Genomic DNA, 16154 nt, shown 5'->3' with positions numbered 1-16154 from the left:
ACATTCACAAACCCTCTTTTAAACATTCGGACCCCATCCGAGTGTTTTTTTTATAAAAAATTTCTCCCAAGGGTGTCCATTTCATTCCCCTCCCCCTATATAAAAGATGAATACAAACTGAAACAGGAGTGATTCAAATGAGTGGATGGAGAAAACTAGAAAAAGTCATGGTGGATACGGAAATTTTTCATCACCCGGAGGATATCAGGTTGTATGTATGGATTCTGTTACATGCAACTCACACAGCCGGGGTTCAGGTGGGGGATGTGGTTCTTGGGGAGAGGCAGTACGTCAGGTCGATCGGGAAGCTGCAGGAGGATTTGTGGTTTTACAATGGGAAGAAGAAGGATGCGTATACGGCGTCGAGGATCCAGCGTTCGATTAAGCGGTTGGAGAAGTATGACTGGTTGAAGGCGGAGAAGTTTCAGCACGGGTTTATCTTTACGGTTCGACCTGTGAAGGATCCGTTGTGTGGGGAGTATTTGAAGTGGATGGGATTCCCTATGGAAGGAAAAGGGGATGATGAATCCACTGGTGACCAGCCTGATGAGGGGGCTGGTACCCCTTTGTCCTCGGCACGTGAATCAGATATGAAGGAGGAGCGAATGAGTTGTGAAAACAGACTTAAGAACTTAGAGAAAGAAGAGATCTTAGAGAACAACAACAAAGGAGCTGCTGATGAGGAAAGGCTTCGGGCACTGATCGGACATTTCGTCGGCAGGAGGGGGAGAGGGTTCTTCTTGACACCGATGGACCAGGTGGCGATGGAGCGGATCAGCTTGAACGAGATGTCGACAGCCGAGTTGATTACGTTTATGGACGAGCAGTTTGATAAGCAGGAGAGCATCAACCCGAAGCTGACGATCAACAGCCCCAGGTATTTGGAAAAGGCCCTTGAGTCGTATCTGCCTCCTGAGGTTTCGATGCGGAATCTGGACAAGATGCTGGACGGGTTGGAGGAGAGTGTGACGGAGGCATGACGTTCGGGGAGTTCAGAGAGCTGGTCAAGGTGATCCAGGGGGCCTTCCCTCACAGACAGCTCACCCATGACACGGCGGCGATCTGGTTCCAGCACCTGCAGAACTGTGATTATCATGGGGTGAAGAGGCGGATTGAAGCCCATATCAAAGTGAGCCACTATATGCCGACGATTGCCGAGCTGTATGAACAGCCGGTGGAAGAAACGACAATACTACAAACCATTCACATTTGGGAAAAAGAAGGAGCGGAACGAATTGAGGATGAACGACGAAACGAGTGGACACGACCTGCACCACCCTGGGCACGATGAACAGCTGCTTCGCGAGCTGCATGAAGCGGAAAGCATGATCATTGGAGCTGTTCTTATGGAGCCTGGTGTCCTGGATGAACTGACCCTTGAGGAGAAGCATTTCAGTCTGGTGAAGAACCGCCTGATTTTTAAAGCGATGAAGGGGCTTCAGAAGAAGAGGCTCGAGATCAATCTGGTCATGGTGGTGGAGGAGCTCCGTGATGACATTGAGAATGTCGGAGGGGTCCAGTTTCTCCTGGCCCTTGCCAACTATTGCCCGACGACGGTGAACATCGAGCAGTATGAACAGATCGTCCTGAAGTATTACGAACTGAGCCTCATCAAGAACTCGGCCCATCACTTCCTGAACGCCTACACCCCGGAATCCGCACAGGGCCTCTACAAAGCACTTATAGACATGCATACCAACACGATCACAGACGAAGAAACGAAGGACGACATCATCATGGATCTCTATGAATCTCTTTACATGGAGAGGGACGGACTTCCCGGTGTCTCGACGGGATTCGAGAGCCTGAATGCGCTGACGGGAGGGTGGAAGGAAGGGGAACTCATCATCTTAGCAGCGAGACCTTCCATGGGGAAGACCGCTTTTGCCATCCAGCTTGCTTGGGAATGCACCCGGGAGAAAGGTGTGAGCATGGTATTTTCCCTTGAGATGAGCTCCAGGCAGATCATGCAGCGCCTCCTTTCAAGCATCACGGATATCAACATGATGAAATGGCAGAATCCCTATAAGTATCTGACGAAGGACGAGATGCCGAGGATGCATGGGGCCATGAACGCGGTGTACAAGGCGAAGCTCGAACTCTCGCAAAATGGGATGATCACCCTGCCGGAGATCAGACAGCGGATCATGAATCTGAAGCGGGAGTACCCGACGGAGCCGTTTCTCGTGGTGATTGATTACCTGCAGCTGATCACGGTGAAGGAGCGGTTTGACCGGCATGATCTTGCGATTGGACATATTACGAAGCAGCTGAAGGGGATGGCGAAGGAGTTTGGGATACCGATTATTCTGTTGTCCCAGTTGTCGAGGGGAGTGGAGTCCAGGGATGACAAGCGGCCGAGGCTGTCGGATCTGCGTGACTCGGGGAATATCGAGCAGGATGCAGATGTGGTGTTGTTTTTGTACCGGGATGACTACTACTATTCGGATTCGAAGAACGGGCAGGAAGTGGAAGTGAAGATTGCGAAGAACCGGAATGGGCCAGTGGGGACGGTGAAGTTGGAGTTTGTGAAGGAGTTTGGGCGGTTTCGGGGTGGATGGATGCAGGGGGAGGGTTCTGTTGGTTCGGTTTGAGTGAGCCGGGGGGACAGGTCCCTTGGCTCGGGAGTAAATGATGAAAAGGGGAGGAATTGGCATGTTGGTGACGGAGTATGCGAAGAACGTGTCAGAGTTTCAGATTGATAGTTTGAAGGTGTATGGGGTGGTGATGGGGTTGTTGGATGATGGCCGGGTGAGGCGTGAAGATGGATATGCGTTTATTAGTTATAGGGAGATGTGGGAGGGGTGTCAGGAAGCTGGGATTTTGTCTGGGTATGAAGTGCCGTTTGCGGTGATGATGGATATGTTGGGTGTGGTGGAGGATGGGGGATTGATTGGGAGGGAGAGGGTTAGTGGGGGGAGTTGGGTGAAGTGTTGGTTGGGTTTTGAGGTTTTGTGTGGATGAAAAGGAAAGGAAAATCCACGTGGACAGGACCCGTGGAATTATTTCCTAATTTCGTAAAGTGGGAAGAGGTACATGTCCCCTTGGTTTTTTACTCCTTCGATTCATTCCCCGTATACAAGATAATGCGCGGTCCTTGGACGCCTCCGATGTGGCCGTCGTCTCCCTCGGGAGCTTTGAGCATGGTGCTGAAGCGGATGGTTTTCTTTTCTTTTGCTTTTAATTCAGCGTGGAACGGTGCCTCGTGATTAAGTAGAGGTACAGGTTTATAGTTGTTCTCATCGAAGCTGTATGTGAATGTCAGATTCTCATTGCCGGTGTTCTCAAATGTCATTTCGCAGTCGGCCGTCATGGTCCTGGGGTTATCCCAGTCCGAGACGTCAAACATACATACGCTATCGTCCGAGATATAGTTTACCTTTTCAACCCCTTTTGCCATGAATTGCTGATAGAAGTCCACGGCTAGTGCCGGGGAGGACAGGACAAAGACAAAAGCAATTATCACAGTGAGCAATTGGAATTTTTTCAGAGCGAACCAGAGCACGGTCACACTCGCAATCATCAATACATGTGAAAGTATGGAGAGATGAAAGGCCAGGTTGAGATGTCTCGTCAGAATGATTTCCATTTCAGGTGCTTTTAGTGAGGTAAACGGGAATCTCAAGAGGAACGAAGTGAGAAACAGAACGAATGATGCTGCTAATAATAAGGGTGATTTAATCATGGTTTACCTCCAATCCGGTTTGAGTTTGAAATTTAAAATGGAAGGGTCTTGGCGCCCATCATAAAGAAAATGCTGACGGAATACCTGAACACCACATAAGCAAGCGTCAGTCCGATCACCAGATGTAAGCCCCAACGACGCCGGATGGAGTTCAATAGAATGATATCGAGGACAAGCCAGACAACAGGCAACGCGGCTACAACAAAAAAATAGTAAAAATGGCTGAAAAACCCCAGCACAATCGACGCTGCAATCAACAGTGAAAAAATAACTTGAAGCAGATAAAATATCAACAAACTAATCTTTCTTTTCATCATTTCACCTCTCTTTGCGGGACAGGACAGGGGTAAGGTACATTGTCCCAGGTTGGATGCACAGCACAGTAGTTCTATTTTAAGATAAATACTGGTTTAATAGTAGGGTTTTATTAGAAAAGGAGAGTAGGAGTAGAGTGGGGACAGTTCCGACGCTACTTTTCTCATTTTACAAAAAAACACACCATCTAGTATCCTTCCATGCACAGCTTGGTTCACCGTGAAAAGTAGAACAAGAACCGTCCCGGTTTAACCGAAAGTAGACCGAGGTACATGTTTCGGTTGCCTCTTCACTATTTCTGATTTTTTAGAATTTTCTATTCACTTATACTTTCACCTTATAAATCGTGCTACTATAAAGGATAGAAAGAAAAGAAGAGGGGGGATTAACATATGAAAAGTACCGAGTTATTTATTAATAACCACTTGCTTGACCTCATTTTTGAAAGTACTTATTACGGAATTGTCATTGTCGATTGCAATGGGATTATCCAATACATAAGCAATAACTATTGTGAGTTTTTAGAGGCAGACCGGAATGCGGTGATTGGCGAGCATGTCACAAATGTGATTGAAAATACGAGAATGCATCTGGTGCCACGGACAGGGCAAAAGGATATTGCGGATCTGCAGCTGCTTAGAGGAGAGTTCGTGATTGCCAATCGAATTCCCATTATCGAAGACAATGAAATCCTGGGGGCGGTCGGGACGATCATTTTCAGGGACCTTGATGATTGGAAGAAAATGAACAGTCATATAAAGAGTGTCCTCTCAGAGCTCAATTATTACCGCAATGAATGGGACACCGAAAATGGACTTAAATATTCATTGCATGATTTAATTGGCAAAACGCGGGAGATTACCGAGTTAAAAGAGCGTGTAAAACGAGTCGCCAGAGGGGATATTTCCGTACTGCTCAGGGGAGAGAGCGGAACCGGAAAGGAGATCCTGGCCCAGAGCATACATAAACTTAGTGAGCGCAGTGATAAGCCTTTTGTAAAAGTCAATTGCGGTTCTATTCCGGAACATTTGCTGGAATCAGAGCTTTTTGGTTATGAGGAAGGTGCCTTTACAGGCGCGAAAAAGGGAGGGAAAATCGGAAAGTTTCAGTTTGCGGCTGGCGGGACGATATTTCTGGATGAGGTAGGAGATATGCCTCAGCACATGCAGGTAAAGCTGTTGCGTGTCCTGCAGGAAAAAGAATTCGAGCCGGTGGGATCGCTGAAGCCGAAAAAGATAAATGTCCGTGTGATTGCTGCAACGAATCGTCCTTTGGAAAAAATGATCGAAGACAAACTGTTCCGTGAAGATTTATTTTACCGGATTAATGCTGTTCAGCTTTTCATTCCTCCGCTAAGAGCGCGAACAGAGGATATCCATTTACTTGTTGAACATTTTCTTAAAAAAGTAACTGCCCGTATTGGGAAGCGTGTCACATCTGTACGTCCAGAAGTCCTTTCAATCATCGAACAATATGACTGGCCTGGGAATATTAGGGAGCTTGAAAATGTAATCTATGCAGGTGTCCATCTATCAGATGGCGAGGAAATGGAAATTGAGGCCTTGCCGGATTACATGAAAAGCCAAACCAGCAAGATGGAAGAACGAAGTCTGAAGGATATTATAGAAGAAACAGAAAAGAAAGCAATTGAAAGGGCTTTAAGGCGGTGCGGATATGATAAAAATAAGGCTGCTGAATCGCTTGGGATAGGGAATTCCACCATATATGATAAAATTAAAAAATATAATATTACTAATCCTCTTGAATAAATCCGGGATTTCGGAATCTTTTCCGAAGTTCCGGGTTTTTTTCTTTTTTCAAAAATATAAGATGTTACTTGATTTAATAATTAATAAATAATTTGAAAATTCTAAAAAGTAAACGTGTTTTCTGAGAAACCGGAAAGAACATTCTTTTGTTTAGTTAATAATTCAGAAAAATCAAGTGAAAAGTAGATTAGCTTTTTTGGCACGAATCTTGCAACAAGTTTATTAAATGGAAAGAAAAAGGAGGAAAGCATTTAAGAATACACATAATTGTATGCGCTTACATTCTTGAGGAGGGAATCTATTGGATATCGGATATTTTACAAGAAGAATGGCGAAAGATTTGAACCTTCAAAACCCTTCCAAAATCGCAATTAAAGAAGAATCGGGAAATTCGTGGACATACAAGGATCTTCATCAGATATCAAATGTTTATGCAAATAAGCTTCGCGAAATGGGTGTGGGAAAAGGGGATCGCGTTGGAATTTTGCTCTATAATTGCCTGGAATATTTCGGTCTTTATTTCGCTGCTGCCAAGATTGGGGCGATTGCTGTCCGACTGAATTTTCGGCTTTCAAGCAAGGAATTTGAATACCTGCTTAACGATTCAGAGACAAAAATACTCTGTTTCCATTCAAATTTGGCCAGTCAGCTGGAACCAGTTCACAGCCAAGTCCCTGTGGAGCGGTATATTTGCCTTCCGAACAAAGACGAGAAAATTCCAAATTGGTCTGAGAGCTGGGAAGTTTTAGAAAATGGGTCAACAGACGAACTCAGGTCTGAAAACATCAAATTGAGCGAACCGGTCATGCTTATGTATACTTCGGGAACGACCGGCAGGCCTAAGGGTGCGATTTGGACACACGAAACGACCTTTTGGTTTTCAGCGATGCAGGCATTAAAGTGGAACTTTACCGGTCAGGAGATTGGCATGACGACCGGACCCCTCTACCATGTGGGGGCAATGGAAGATATCGCCCTTCCCATTCTGATGATGGGCGGAACGGTTATCATCACAAAAAGCCAGGGATTCGAGATAGGGAGAATCCTTGGAGTGATGGAAAGGGAGCGTGTGAACGATTGTTTTTTATTCCCCTTTATGATTTATGAAATGCTGAATGATCCGGATATTGGAAAATATCAGCTGAAAGAATTGAAAACCATTTACACAGGGGGAGATCCCCTCATGCCCTGGGCCCTTGAAAAATTAAAAGAACAATTCCCGCATATAGGGGTAGTTCAGGTTTATGGACTGACAGAAGGAACGCCGATCGCAGCTTCATTAAATCCCGAGGATGTTTTTACAAAAGGTCATACGGTTGGCAAGCCTCTGCCTCTTACTGAGATTCATATTATTGATGAAAATGGGATTCCGCTCCCTCCAGGTGAGGTTGGGGAGATTGCCATTAAGAGTCCTGCCGTTTCAGCCGGTTATTGGAGAAAACCTGACGCCACACAGAAAACGTTCGTAAATGGTTTTTGCCGGACAGGGGATTTGGGCCAACTCGATCAGGATGGCTACCTCACAATTGCAGGCAGGAAAAAAGATATGATCCGAAGCGGCGGAGAGAATATATATGCGGCTGAAATCGAGGATGTGATATACCGGCTTGACGGCATAAGGGAGGTCTCCATAATTGGCATTCCTGATCCTCAATATATCGAAGCTGTTTGCGCTGTTGTTGTGAAAGATGAGGGAGCAAATCTTACAGAACAAGAAATTATTGATTTCTGTAAAGACCAGCTTGCCAGCTACAAGAAGCCAAGAAAGGTCATATTTGTAAAAGAATTGCCGCGCACGCCATCCGGTAAGGTTCAAAAATTTCTTTTAAGAAATCAATTTAGCCATGCTTAAGGAGGGGACAAATGAAAAAAATCCAAGTTGTTTCATGGTCAAAACAGCAAAATATTGCCACGGTTATCATTGATAATCCGCCTGTGAATGTGCTGAGTGCCGAGGTAATAGAACAACTGTCAGCTGTCGCGGATGAAATTGGAAGTGATTCCAATGCGAAGGTGGTCATTCTAACTGGTGCCGGTGAAAAGGCATTTGTGGCGGGAGGGGATATCAAAGGTTTTCCTGACTGGACTGGCAAAGGTGTGGAACTGGCCAAGCAAAAATCGCTTTGGCTGCAGGAACCGCTTAATAAGATTGAACGGCTGCCCCAACCTACGATCGCGGCGATTAATGGCTTTGCATTAGGTGGCGGCTGCGAACTTGCTTTAAGCTGTGACATTCGGATTGCTGAAGAACAGGTTAAGATTGGCCTTCCTGAAATAAAATTGGGGTTGTTTCCAGGGGCGGGAGGAACTCAAAGACTACCGAGGGTTGTAGGGAAAGCAAAGGCTAAGGAAATGATTTTTACGGGAGAGCCATTGACAGCTGAAGAAGCGAAGCAGATTGGACTGGTCAATCACGTTGTTCCTAAGGGCAAATCTTTGAAGAAAGCTGTTGAGCTTGCAGAAAAAATCAGCCGATATTCTTCTCCATCATTGTCCTTTGCCAAACGCTCCATTGATAACGGTTTTGAGCAGCATGTGGATGAAGGGCTTGTCACCGAAGCTGAATATTTCGGGCAGGTCTTTCAAACGAAGGACGTAAAGGAGGGGGTAGAGGCTTTTATCCAAAAACGGGAGCCGAATTTTGTTGACAGGTAATCGATTAAATTATTTTAAGGAGGGATTGACTTGTTTGGATTATCACCGTTAATGACATTCATGTTATTTGTATTTTGGCCGAGCGCCATTGTAGCAGCAGGAATTTGGGGCGCATTGGCGTTCAAAAATAATGAAGAGGAGGATGTTTCATGATATTAGCCATTGGGATTATTTATTTGCTGGTTATATTGGTTATCGGATTACTTTCAATGAGACATCAAAAGGATATGGATACGTTTTATACGGGGGGGAGGAGATTCGGCCCCTGGCTTGTTGCTCTCGCCGTTTCTTCCACAACCATGTCGGGATACGGTTTTATCGGGCTGACAGGACTCGTTTATGAACATGGCTATGCCATATTTATGATCGGAATCTTTGCAACGGCAGGAATATTTGTCAGCTTTTTAGTCTTGGCAAAGCCAATGAGGCGAATAACACAAAAATTTGGTGCATTAACCATTCCAGATCTTTTGGAAATCCGGTATAACAGTAAGGCCATTCGCGCGATCACCGCTCTTGCGATATTAGGTGGAGCGATCGGTTACCAGATGGCTCAATACAAAGCTCTGGGGAACATGCTTGAAACTGTTCTTGGTGTGGACTATAAGCTCGCTTTGTTTATCGGTGTGGCGATATTGACCGTTTACGTTGTTGGAGGCGGAATGATCAGCGCTGTCTGGACTGATTTTATTCAGATGATCGTCATGGTTGCCGGTGCTTTAATTGTCTTCATCGGCGGTATGAAAATGGTGGGAGGCATGTCCCAGCTTAACTCGGAACTTGCGGGCATAAACCCTGATATGGTGCAGGCATACCATACAACAGGCCCAATCGGCATTTTTGCTTTTATCTCTTATTTCTTTATTTATGTAATCGGGCACCAAGGACAGCCGCATGTTGTTTCAAAGTTTTACATGATCAGGAAGCTTTCCATGCTGAAATGGGCGTGTATCATTGCTGCAGGTACATATGCACTTACTGCCCTTTTATGGTTTGTGGGTCTATACACAAAAGTCATGGTCAATCGCGGGGAAATGGCAGCTCCTTCCTCTCCGGATATGGTGGCACCAATGTTTATCGAAACCTTCTTCCCCCCAGTGATTGCCGGATTAATCTTTGCCGCTGTCATGGCTGCAATCATGTCAACAAGTGAAGCGTTCCTGCTGGTTGCAAGCTCTTCCATTGTCAGGGATATCTACCAGCAGATCATTAAAAAAGGAGAAAAGCTTCCGGAAAAGAAAGAATTGGCCCTATCGAGATGGTTTACATTGGCCATTATTGTTGTGACATTCCTGCTTTCGCTTAATCCGCCAGATTTGGTGGGATGGCTCGGCAACGCTTCATGGGGAATATTTGCCGCTTCATTGGTGCCAGTATTAAGCATCGGAATCCTTTGGAAACGCGCCACTCGAACAGCTGCCATTTGGTCATCATCTCTTGGATTTATCTCCAGTATTGGCCTTTACATTTTAAAAGTGAAGGGGATCTATGTTCCTGCCCTTGACACCGGAGCCATTGCGATGATTATCTCAACCATTTCCCTGATCGGAATCTCCCTCATCACAAAACACGAAGCAAGTCAGATATTCGAAACAACCTCAAAAGAAAGAACAGCCGGGGAAGACCCAGCCGCAGCTAATTTTTCATAATTGGAGGTGAGAGGTACATTTAGCCCTTTAAAGCGAAAATAGTGATGGATTGTACTGATGGTTGAAAGAGTTGTGGAATAAGAAAAGGTGCCAGACCCTAGTAGGTCAGGCACCTTTTTGGGGTTCGATGGAAAGTCTAACGAAAGAAAAATCGAGAGATGGAGTATGGATCATAGTGATAGGGAACGAAAGTGTGGGTTTTGCTGGAAGCAGAACCGTCCCCACGCTTCCGTTCCCACGCTTCCAGCAGCTATACTTAGATGAATTTATAATCTTTCCTCAATACATTCTTCTGCCTTTTTGGGATGAATTGTATTCTTCCAATCCATTTATCTACCATACTTCAAGGAGAGTGGGGACGGTTCTTTCAGTCGGTATCAGATAAATGAAGTACTAATGGGACAAATCAAGCATAATTTGAAGGGAAATACAGAATCAATTTTCCCCTTCCACTATGGGACAAAGTTATGCAAACAAAGACTAGTAAAGTAAGCGAACGGGTATAGGAAACGTAAGAGCCGCGCGTCTCTCGATTTACCTGCACTGAGATTATATTCTGTAAGAAAGGCGGAGCTTTCATGAAAATTTACTCAATCGGGCACTCGACGCACTCCAAAGAACAATTCCTGAACATGCTTGATGCCGTAGAAATCGAATATATAGCGGATATCCGCGCTTTTCCCGCCAGTCGAAAACACCCTCAATTCAAGAAGGAGAACATGGGAGAGTGGCTGGGTGAGGCAGGAATGGAATACCGTCATTTCCCGAAGCTCGGAGGCAGGAGGCGTTTGTCTGGGGTGATTGGTGAAGACCTGAACGCCGGCTGGAACAACCGATCGTTTCACAATTATGCAGATTACACGTTGACGGATGAGTTCAAGGATGGACTGGAAGAGTTGAAGGAGGTTGCGGCTGAGACCAAATTGGCCTATATGTGCTCGGAACGCCACCCGGCCAGGTGCCACCGCCTGTTGATCAGCAACGTGCTGAAAGCAAATGGCTGGGATGTCTCCCACATCATCGATGATTCTGACGGAAAGGCTGAAGTGATCAGTCACGAACTCGGCCAATGGGGAGCCTTGCCGATCATTGAAGAAGATGGGACAGTCGTGTATCCGGGGCTGAATGGATAGTATGGAGTGGGTACGATGCCCACTTTACCCTTCCCCTTTTACTTGTTATGAACCACATTCTGGGTTCACAACATCTATCAGAAAATGAGCTAAGAACCATCCTGAGTTCACCCATAAAGAAGGGTAATATCACCTATTCATATCAAAATCTCTACATATTGCCTGAAATGTCGACCGTTAATACTTTTATCCGGGAAGAAGACGGACACGCCCCATTGCCGGAGCAGCACGTGTCGAAGAATGGAAGCTACTATACTACCAAGGGAGGTAACGTTTATGTTCCGTGTCATGATGGCAAAATTACTGCGTCTCTTTTCTCATCCATCCAACAAAACACCTATGATCCCTCGGCAGGATGTACAAACGAAAAAAGATGTGTTAGTTGAAACAGCTGTCGGGCGCACTTACGTTTCCTTCTATTATCCTTTGGCAGCAAATCAGAAAAAACTCCCTGTCTATATCAACTTCCATGGTGGGGCGTTCATTATGAATGATAAGGAGATGGATGATCCCTATTGCCGTTACCTGGCGAATCAGGCCGAATGTGTGGTTCTGAACGTCGAATATGGCAAGGCACCCGAGTATCCTTTTCCGAAAGCCATTGAACAGGGCTATGAAATCATTCAATGGGTGAAGGGAAGAGCGGAGGAGTTGGGCATTGAGGCAGAGAAGGTCATGGTTGGCGGACAAAGCTCAGGTGGAAATATTGCTGCTGCCCTTTGCCTCTATCTTGAAGAGAAGGGGGACGAGCAGCCCCTGCTCCAAGTGCTATCGTGTCCTATGCTGGATTTTGTCACCCCTCATGCTGAGAAGCCGGAACCAGACAAGTGGCGTTCCCTTTTTCCAAAAGCAGCCCATTTTATCCATATGTGTTACGTCCCAGAGAAGGGACAAGCGGGGCAACTTCTCGCTTCCCCTGTCCGTGCCGAGGTTAGCGGCCGCTTAGCCTCAGCCCTGATTCTCATAGCTGAGTCCGATGCATTCAGGCCGGAAGCCGAATGTTATGCGGAGAAATTAAAAGCAGCAGGGGTGAACGTTCAAGAGGCGATATTCAGGGGCTGTGCCCATGCGTTTACCCATCTGGGACCAAAAGAAAGGGCAGAAGATGCCTGGCGATTGATCGCAGGGAAAATCAAAGCTGTGGCTGAAGCCCCTCCATATTGAACCATGACCCAAACACATTCAACGTTTTTTCTTAGAGGCATTGAGGGTATAAGATAAGTGCAAAGGATACAGACTTGATGTATTGGAAAAAGCAGGCCAAACCGGGTCTAGTTCCATGATCCAGAGATGGGTAAGGAAGAGCTTGATTTGGAACTGGCACAAGGACAGGCGGATGTTGAATGTGTTTTAGATAAACATACATACTCCAATCAAGATTTCGGAACAGGAGGAACGGTAACCATTGAAAAATAAAACGGTACTTATCATTGGAGGGGGACTCGGCGGGGTGTCGGCTGCGATTACACTCGCACAGGCGGGATACGATGTCTCCTTATATGAAAAAAACGATCACATTGGAGGAAAGTTGAATCGGCTGGAGCAAGACGGTTTTGGGTTTGATCTTGGCCCGTCCATTTTGACGATGCCGCAGATCTTTGAGAAATTGTTTGCGGCCAGCGGTAAATCGATGAAGGATTATGTCCAAATTGAAAGGCTGGATCATCAATGGCGTTCCTTCTTCCCCGATGGAAATGTCATAGACTTGTATGAAGATATGAACGACATGCGAGAGAAGAACGCCTCTCTCAGTGAAAAGGACATTCGTGAATATCAACGTCTGCTGGAGCATTCGAAGACCCATTACGATATGACGGATAAAACCTTATTTAAAGGTGCGGATACGGCAAGAGGAATCGTCAAGCAGGCGGGACTGTTCAGTGTTATGAAAAACATTGACTTGTTATCCACGGTGCATAAATCCCTCGATAAGCGGATCAGTCATAAGCAATTTCGCGATATGCTCTCTTATTTTATCAAGTATGTCGGTTCGTCTCCTTACGATGCGCCGGCCGTGATGAATATGATGATCTACATGCAGCATGACCAGGGGGCATGGTATGTTCCCGGCGGATTGCACAAGCTCGCGGACGCTCTTGTGAAGCTGGCGGAAGAAGTGGGGGTGACCTTCCACCTTGGACAGCAAATCGTCAAACTTGAAAAGAAGGATGGCGACATTACCGGAGCCCTATTGGAAGACGGGACACTGGTGACGGCCGATCATTATGTTTCCAATATGGAAGTCATACCGGTTTACGAGCGATTACTGGAGGAAGACAGCGATTATATTGAAAAATTAAAAAAGAAATTCAAACCGGCCAGTTCCGGTCTTGTCATGCACCTGGGTGTGAAGAAGAGTTATCCGCAGCTGCGTCATCATAATTTCTTTTTCGCGGAAAATATGAAGGAGCAAATGGAATCGATCTTCCACCGCCATGAACTGCCGGAAGATCCGGTCATTTATCTCGTCAATGTGAATAAGACCGATCCGACTCAGGCCCCTTCAGGACATGAAAATATCAAGGTGCTGCCTCATATTCCTTTTATCCGGGATGAGAACCCGTATACGCAAAAGGACTATGAACAATTCGCTGAACGGGTCCTGATCAAGTTGGAGAAGATGGGCCTCGATGGCTTGCGTGAAAACATTGTCACCAGGGATATGTGGACACCGGAAGATATCAGGCGTACGTACGGCTCCGACCGCGGTGCGATTTATGGGACGGTGTCAGACAGTAAGAAGAATAAAGGGTTGAAGCATCCGAAACAGAGTGAACGCTACGACAACCTCTATTTTGTCGGGGGGACGGTGAACCCCGGCGGCGGAATGCCGATGGTTACCTTAAGCGGCCAGCTCGTAGGCGAGAAAATTATGGAGAGGGATTCTGGATAATAAAGGGGTGATGTCATGATCATCTCACTGCCTGACCATTGGATCATCCTCATTGATGTGATTGCCTGGACGTTCTTTCATCTCTTCATTTCAAGCATGTGCTTGAAACTGCCGTTGACGTGGTTCTTGAAAGACCACTTCTTGTTCCGGACGTTCCCTTTTGAACAGTCCGGGGCATTGTGGCAGCGTTTATTCCGGGTAAAGAAGTGGAAGGGACTTATTCTGGACGGTACGATTTTTTTCAAAAAGGGATACAGTAAAAAGGGGTTGCATGGAACGAAGTCGAAGGACTTGATCGTATTTGCGGCGGAAACGAAACGCGCGGAATTCACCCATTGGCTCTCCATTCTCCCTGCTCCGCTGTTCTTCATATGGAATCCAGTATCGATAGGATGGGTGATGGTCCTGTATGCAGTTGTCTTCAACCTTCCGATTATCGTGGTTCAACGGTACAATCGCGGGCGTATATCGGCCATTACGTCAGGCGGTGGGAAGAAATGAAGCAGACTACTGTAAGGAAATGCAGCTACATAAAGGGTGAACGGGGATTGTCACGTTGGTGAGTTCTAGGGGAAGGAGGCAGGTTACATGATAGCTTCAGAAGTGATCAATCTCATCCTGGGTTTCCTTGGGGTTATCATTGGCATTCTCATGTTTTGGTCCTTGCCGGTACCAGGTTTCACCGCAAGAAGTACGGCGGGCTTGCCGTTTCTGTCCATCATTATTCCTGCCAGGAATGAAGAAGGCAGGATCTCCCCGTTATTGCAGTCATTGCAGGAACAGCGATTCAAGGGATTTGAAATTCTGTTGGTGGATGACGATTCATCGGATCGTACCGTGGATGTCGCAGAAAGCTACGGTGTCACGGTCCTGCAGAATAAAGGGGCAGGAAAATCGTCTGCCTGCTGGCGCGGTGCCAAGGAGGCAAAGGGGAACTGGCTACTCTTCCTGGATGCAGATACAAGATTCACTAGTGTGGATGGATTACGTAATCTTCTGCATTACTACGAGAGGAAAGGAGCGAGGGGTATCCTCGCCTTGCAGCCCTATCACACAGTGGAGCGTGTGTATGAGCATCTCTCTATTGTATTTAACATCATCGTCGTGGTGGGGATGAATCTATTTACCGTCTGGGGATCCCGGTTCAAAGCCGCTGGCTCGTTCGGTCCTTGTATTCTATGTAATCGCGACGATTACTTTTTATCCGGAGGACATGAAAAGATAGAGGGGGCCATCATGGATGATCTGGCACTGGGAGAGGCCTTTCTTGATCAGAACCTTCCCGTTCGCTGCCTAGGCGGCAGAGGGATCATTTCGTTCCGCATGTATCCGGAAGGTTTGGGAAGCCTTATCGAAGGCTGGTGCAAAAGTTTTGCCGTTGGTTCCAAGTCCACTCATCCTGTCGTCATGTTGATGGTCATCCTCTGGATTACCGGAAGTTTAACCACCGCGTCTTCATTGATCTCTTCGATTATGGAGGAAAGAACCGCCGCTATGATCGTCAATGGGGCATTGTATATCCTCTATTCCGTTCAAACAGCATGGTTTGCCCGCAGGGTCGGGGATTTCAGATGGGTGTATTTCCCTTTTTATCCTTTGCTGTTTTTATTCTTCGCAGTGATTTTCCTTTATTCTTTCATCCGGGTGAATATTTTTCATTCTGTGAAATGGAAAGGGCGTAAAATAAAGGTGTGAAAGGCGTAGAGCTCTTTTCTAACTGGAAGGGTGAACCACGGGGATGGTCTCCGCGCTTCTCGTAATACAAAATTGTAAACTAGAAAAACGCGTCCCCACGCGTTTTTTCTTATGCCCTAACCAACAATCCAACAAATTTTTGCGCCATGGAAACAGGTCCCTTGGCTAAGGGTTAAATGATGAAAATGGGGGATTGATTGGGAGGGAGAGGGTTAGTGGGGGAAGTTGGGTGAAGCATACTGGCGGTTCGGCTTTATAAGTGTACAAAAAAAGAGCGATCCACTCAGGTTGCCCCCGATCGCTCTGCACTCCCACTTCAATATGGGTTTAATATCCTTGATTAGTCAAGGAGACAGGTAC

The 16154-nt window shown here is 46.3% G+C and carries 16 protein-coding genes; 14 read left to right on the top strand and 2 right to left on the bottom strand.

Features of this window, described 5'->3' with window-relative positions; genetic code table 11:
• The first annotated feature begins 137 nt into the window (after window positions 1-137).
• The 4 genes from FZC88_RS10235 to FZC88_RS10220 all read left to right on the top strand — a co-directional run bounded on the left by FZC88_RS10235 (window position 138) and on the right by FZC88_RS10220 (window position 2964).
• Window positions 138-980, top strand: a complete 843-nt coding sequence (locus FZC88_RS10235; RefSeq protein ID WP_148994735.1) for a hypothetical protein — start codon at window positions 138-140, stop codon at window positions 978-980.
• A complete protein-coding gene (locus FZC88_RS10230) occupies window positions 977-1291 on the top strand; it encodes a hypothetical protein (RefSeq protein ID WP_148994734.1) in 315 nt (104 codons plus the stop codon). Before FZC88_RS10235 ends, FZC88_RS10230 begins: the two co-directional genes overlap by 4 nt.
• On the top strand, window positions 1242-2594 hold the full coding sequence (locus FZC88_RS10225; RefSeq protein WP_262371854.1) for a replicative DNA helicase: 1353 nt from the start codon (window positions 1242-1244) through the stop codon (window positions 2592-2594). The genes FZC88_RS10230 and FZC88_RS10225 overlap by 50 nt, the downstream gene beginning before the upstream one ends.
• A gap of 61 nt (window positions 2595-2655) precedes the next feature.
• Window positions 2656-2964: a hypothetical protein gene (locus FZC88_RS10220; RefSeq protein WP_148994731.1), complete on the top strand. Its 309-nt coding sequence runs from the start codon at window positions 2656-2658 to the stop codon at window positions 2962-2964.
• 88 nt (window positions 2965-3052) lie between these two features.
• On the opposite strand, the gene FZC88_RS10215 is transcribed toward FZC88_RS10220, so the two are convergent.
• Both FZC88_RS10215 and FZC88_RS10210 read right to left on the bottom strand, forming a co-directional pair.
• On the bottom strand, window positions 3053-3685 hold the full coding sequence (locus FZC88_RS10215) for a hypothetical protein (RefSeq protein ID WP_148994730.1): 633 nt from the start codon (window positions 3683-3685) through the stop codon (window positions 3053-3055).
• A 32-nt stretch (window positions 3686-3717) separates the two neighbouring features.
• The gene (locus tag FZC88_RS10210) at window positions 3718-3999 is read right to left on the bottom strand and encodes a hypothetical protein (RefSeq protein WP_187443573.1); all 282 of its coding nucleotides are present in this window, start codon (window positions 3997-3999) and stop codon (window positions 3718-3720) included.
• A gap of 393 nt (window positions 4000-4392) precedes the next feature.
• Here FZC88_RS10210 and FZC88_RS10205 point away from each other — a divergent pair, with 393 nt between their 5' ends.
• From FZC88_RS10205 to FZC88_RS10160, 10 genes are all read left to right on the top strand, one after another.
• The gene (locus tag FZC88_RS10205) at window positions 4393-5769 is read left to right on the top strand and encodes a sigma-54 interaction domain-containing protein (protein ID WP_148994728.1); all 1377 of its coding nucleotides are present in this window, start codon (window positions 4393-4395) and stop codon (window positions 5767-5769) included.
• 301 nt (window positions 5770-6070) lie between these two features.
• Window positions 6071-7621, top strand: coding sequence for an AMP-binding protein (locus FZC88_RS10200; protein ID WP_148994726.1), 1551 nt, complete (start codon window positions 6071-6073; stop codon window positions 7619-7621).
• 11 nt (window positions 7622-7632) lie between these two features.
• Window positions 7633-8424 carry an enoyl-CoA hydratase gene (locus FZC88_RS10195; protein WP_148994725.1) on the top strand — a complete coding sequence of 264 codons (792 nt, stop codon included), beginning with the start codon at window positions 7633-7635 and terminating at the stop codon, window positions 8422-8424.
• Between the two features lie 30 nt (window positions 8425-8454).
• Window positions 8455-8577 carry a hypothetical protein gene (locus tag FZC88_RS24450; protein WP_262371821.1) on the top strand — a complete coding sequence of 41 codons (123 nt, stop codon included), beginning with the start codon at window positions 8455-8457 and terminating at the stop codon, window positions 8575-8577.
• The gene (locus tag FZC88_RS10190) at window positions 8574-10073 is read left to right on the top strand and encodes a sodium/proline symporter (protein ID WP_148994724.1); all 1500 of its coding nucleotides are present in this window, start codon (window positions 8574-8576) and stop codon (window positions 10071-10073) included. The genes FZC88_RS24450 and FZC88_RS10190 overlap by 4 nt, the downstream gene beginning before the upstream one ends.
• Before the next feature lie 578 nt (window positions 10074-10651).
• Window positions 10652-11206: a DUF488 domain-containing protein gene (locus FZC88_RS10180; protein ID WP_148994720.1), complete on the top strand. Its 555-nt coding sequence runs from the start codon at window positions 10652-10654 to the stop codon at window positions 11204-11206.
• Between the two features lie 276 nt (window positions 11207-11482).
• Window positions 11483-12370 (top strand): alpha/beta hydrolase, encoded by an 888-nt coding sequence (locus tag FZC88_RS10175; protein WP_187443572.1) that lies wholly within the window; start codon window positions 11483-11485, stop codon window positions 12368-12370.
• A 241-nt stretch (window positions 12371-12611) separates the two neighbouring features.
• On the top strand, window positions 12612-14099 hold the full coding sequence (locus tag FZC88_RS10170) for a phytoene desaturase family protein (protein ID WP_148994718.1): 1488 nt from the start codon (window positions 12612-12614) through the stop codon (window positions 14097-14099).
• Window positions 14100-14114: 15 nt separating this feature from the next.
• On the top strand, window positions 14115-14600 hold the full coding sequence (locus FZC88_RS10165) for a glycosyl-4,4'-diaponeurosporenoate acyltransferase CrtO family protein (RefSeq protein WP_148994717.1): 486 nt from the start codon (window positions 14115-14117) through the stop codon (window positions 14598-14600).
• An 87-nt stretch (window positions 14601-14687) separates the two neighbouring features.
• Window positions 14688-15794, top strand: coding sequence for a glycosyltransferase family 2 protein (locus FZC88_RS10160; RefSeq protein WP_148994716.1), 1107 nt, complete (start codon window positions 14688-14690; stop codon window positions 15792-15794).
• Window positions 15795-16154: the final 360 nt, after the last annotated feature.

The organism is Rossellomorea aquimaris (assembly GCF_008180865.1).
In the GTDB taxonomy this organism is placed as follows: Bacteria; Bacillota; Bacilli; order Bacillales; family Bacillaceae_B; genus Rossellomorea; species Rossellomorea yichunensis.
The sequence above is the reverse complement of the archived record's forward strand: the minus strand, read 5'-3'. Positions and strand labels throughout refer to the sequence as shown.

Coding starts and splice junctions, on each gene's coding strand:
- FZC88_RS10175 (WP_187443572.1), top strand. CDS start 11,483: ATGTTCCGTGTCATGATGGCAAAATTACTGCGTCTCTTTTCTCATCCA.
- FZC88_RS10190 (WP_148994724.1), top strand. CDS start 8,574: ATGATATTAGCCATTGGGATTATTTATTTGCTGGTTATATTGGTTATC.
- FZC88_RS10195 (WP_148994725.1), top strand. CDS start 7,633: ATGAAAAAAATCCAAGTTGTTTCATGGTCAAAACAGCAAAATATTGCC.
- FZC88_RS10225 (WP_262371854.1), top strand. CDS start 1,242: ATGAACGACGAAACGAGTGGACACGACCTGCACCACCCTGGGCACGAT.
- FZC88_RS10220 (WP_148994731.1), top strand. CDS start 2,656: ATGTTGGTGACGGAGTATGCGAAGAACGTGTCAGAGTTTCAGATTGAT.
- FZC88_RS10180 (WP_148994720.1), top strand. CDS start 10,652: ATGAAAATTTACTCAATCGGGCACTCGACGCACTCCAAAGAACAATTC.
- FZC88_RS10205 (WP_148994728.1), top strand. CDS start 4,393: ATGAAAAGTACCGAGTTATTTATTAATAACCACTTGCTTGACCTCATT.
- FZC88_RS10210 (WP_187443573.1), bottom strand. CDS start 3,999: ATGAAAAGAAAGATTAGTTTGTTGATATTTTATCTGCTTCAAGTTATT.
- FZC88_RS10230 (WP_148994734.1), top strand. CDS start 977: ATGACGTTCGGGGAGTTCAGAGAGCTGGTCAAGGTGATCCAGGGGGCC.
- FZC88_RS10160 (WP_148994716.1), top strand. CDS start 14,688: ATGATAGCTTCAGAAGTGATCAATCTCATCCTGGGTTTCCTTGGGGTT.
- FZC88_RS10215 (WP_148994730.1), bottom strand. CDS start 3,685: ATGATTAAATCACCCTTATTATTAGCAGCATCATTCGTTCTGTTTCTC.
- FZC88_RS10165 (WP_148994717.1), top strand. CDS start 14,115: ATGATCATCTCACTGCCTGACCATTGGATCATCCTCATTGATGTGATT.
- FZC88_RS10235 (WP_148994735.1), top strand. CDS start 138: ATGAGTGGATGGAGAAAACTAGAAAAAGTCATGGTGGATACGGAAATT.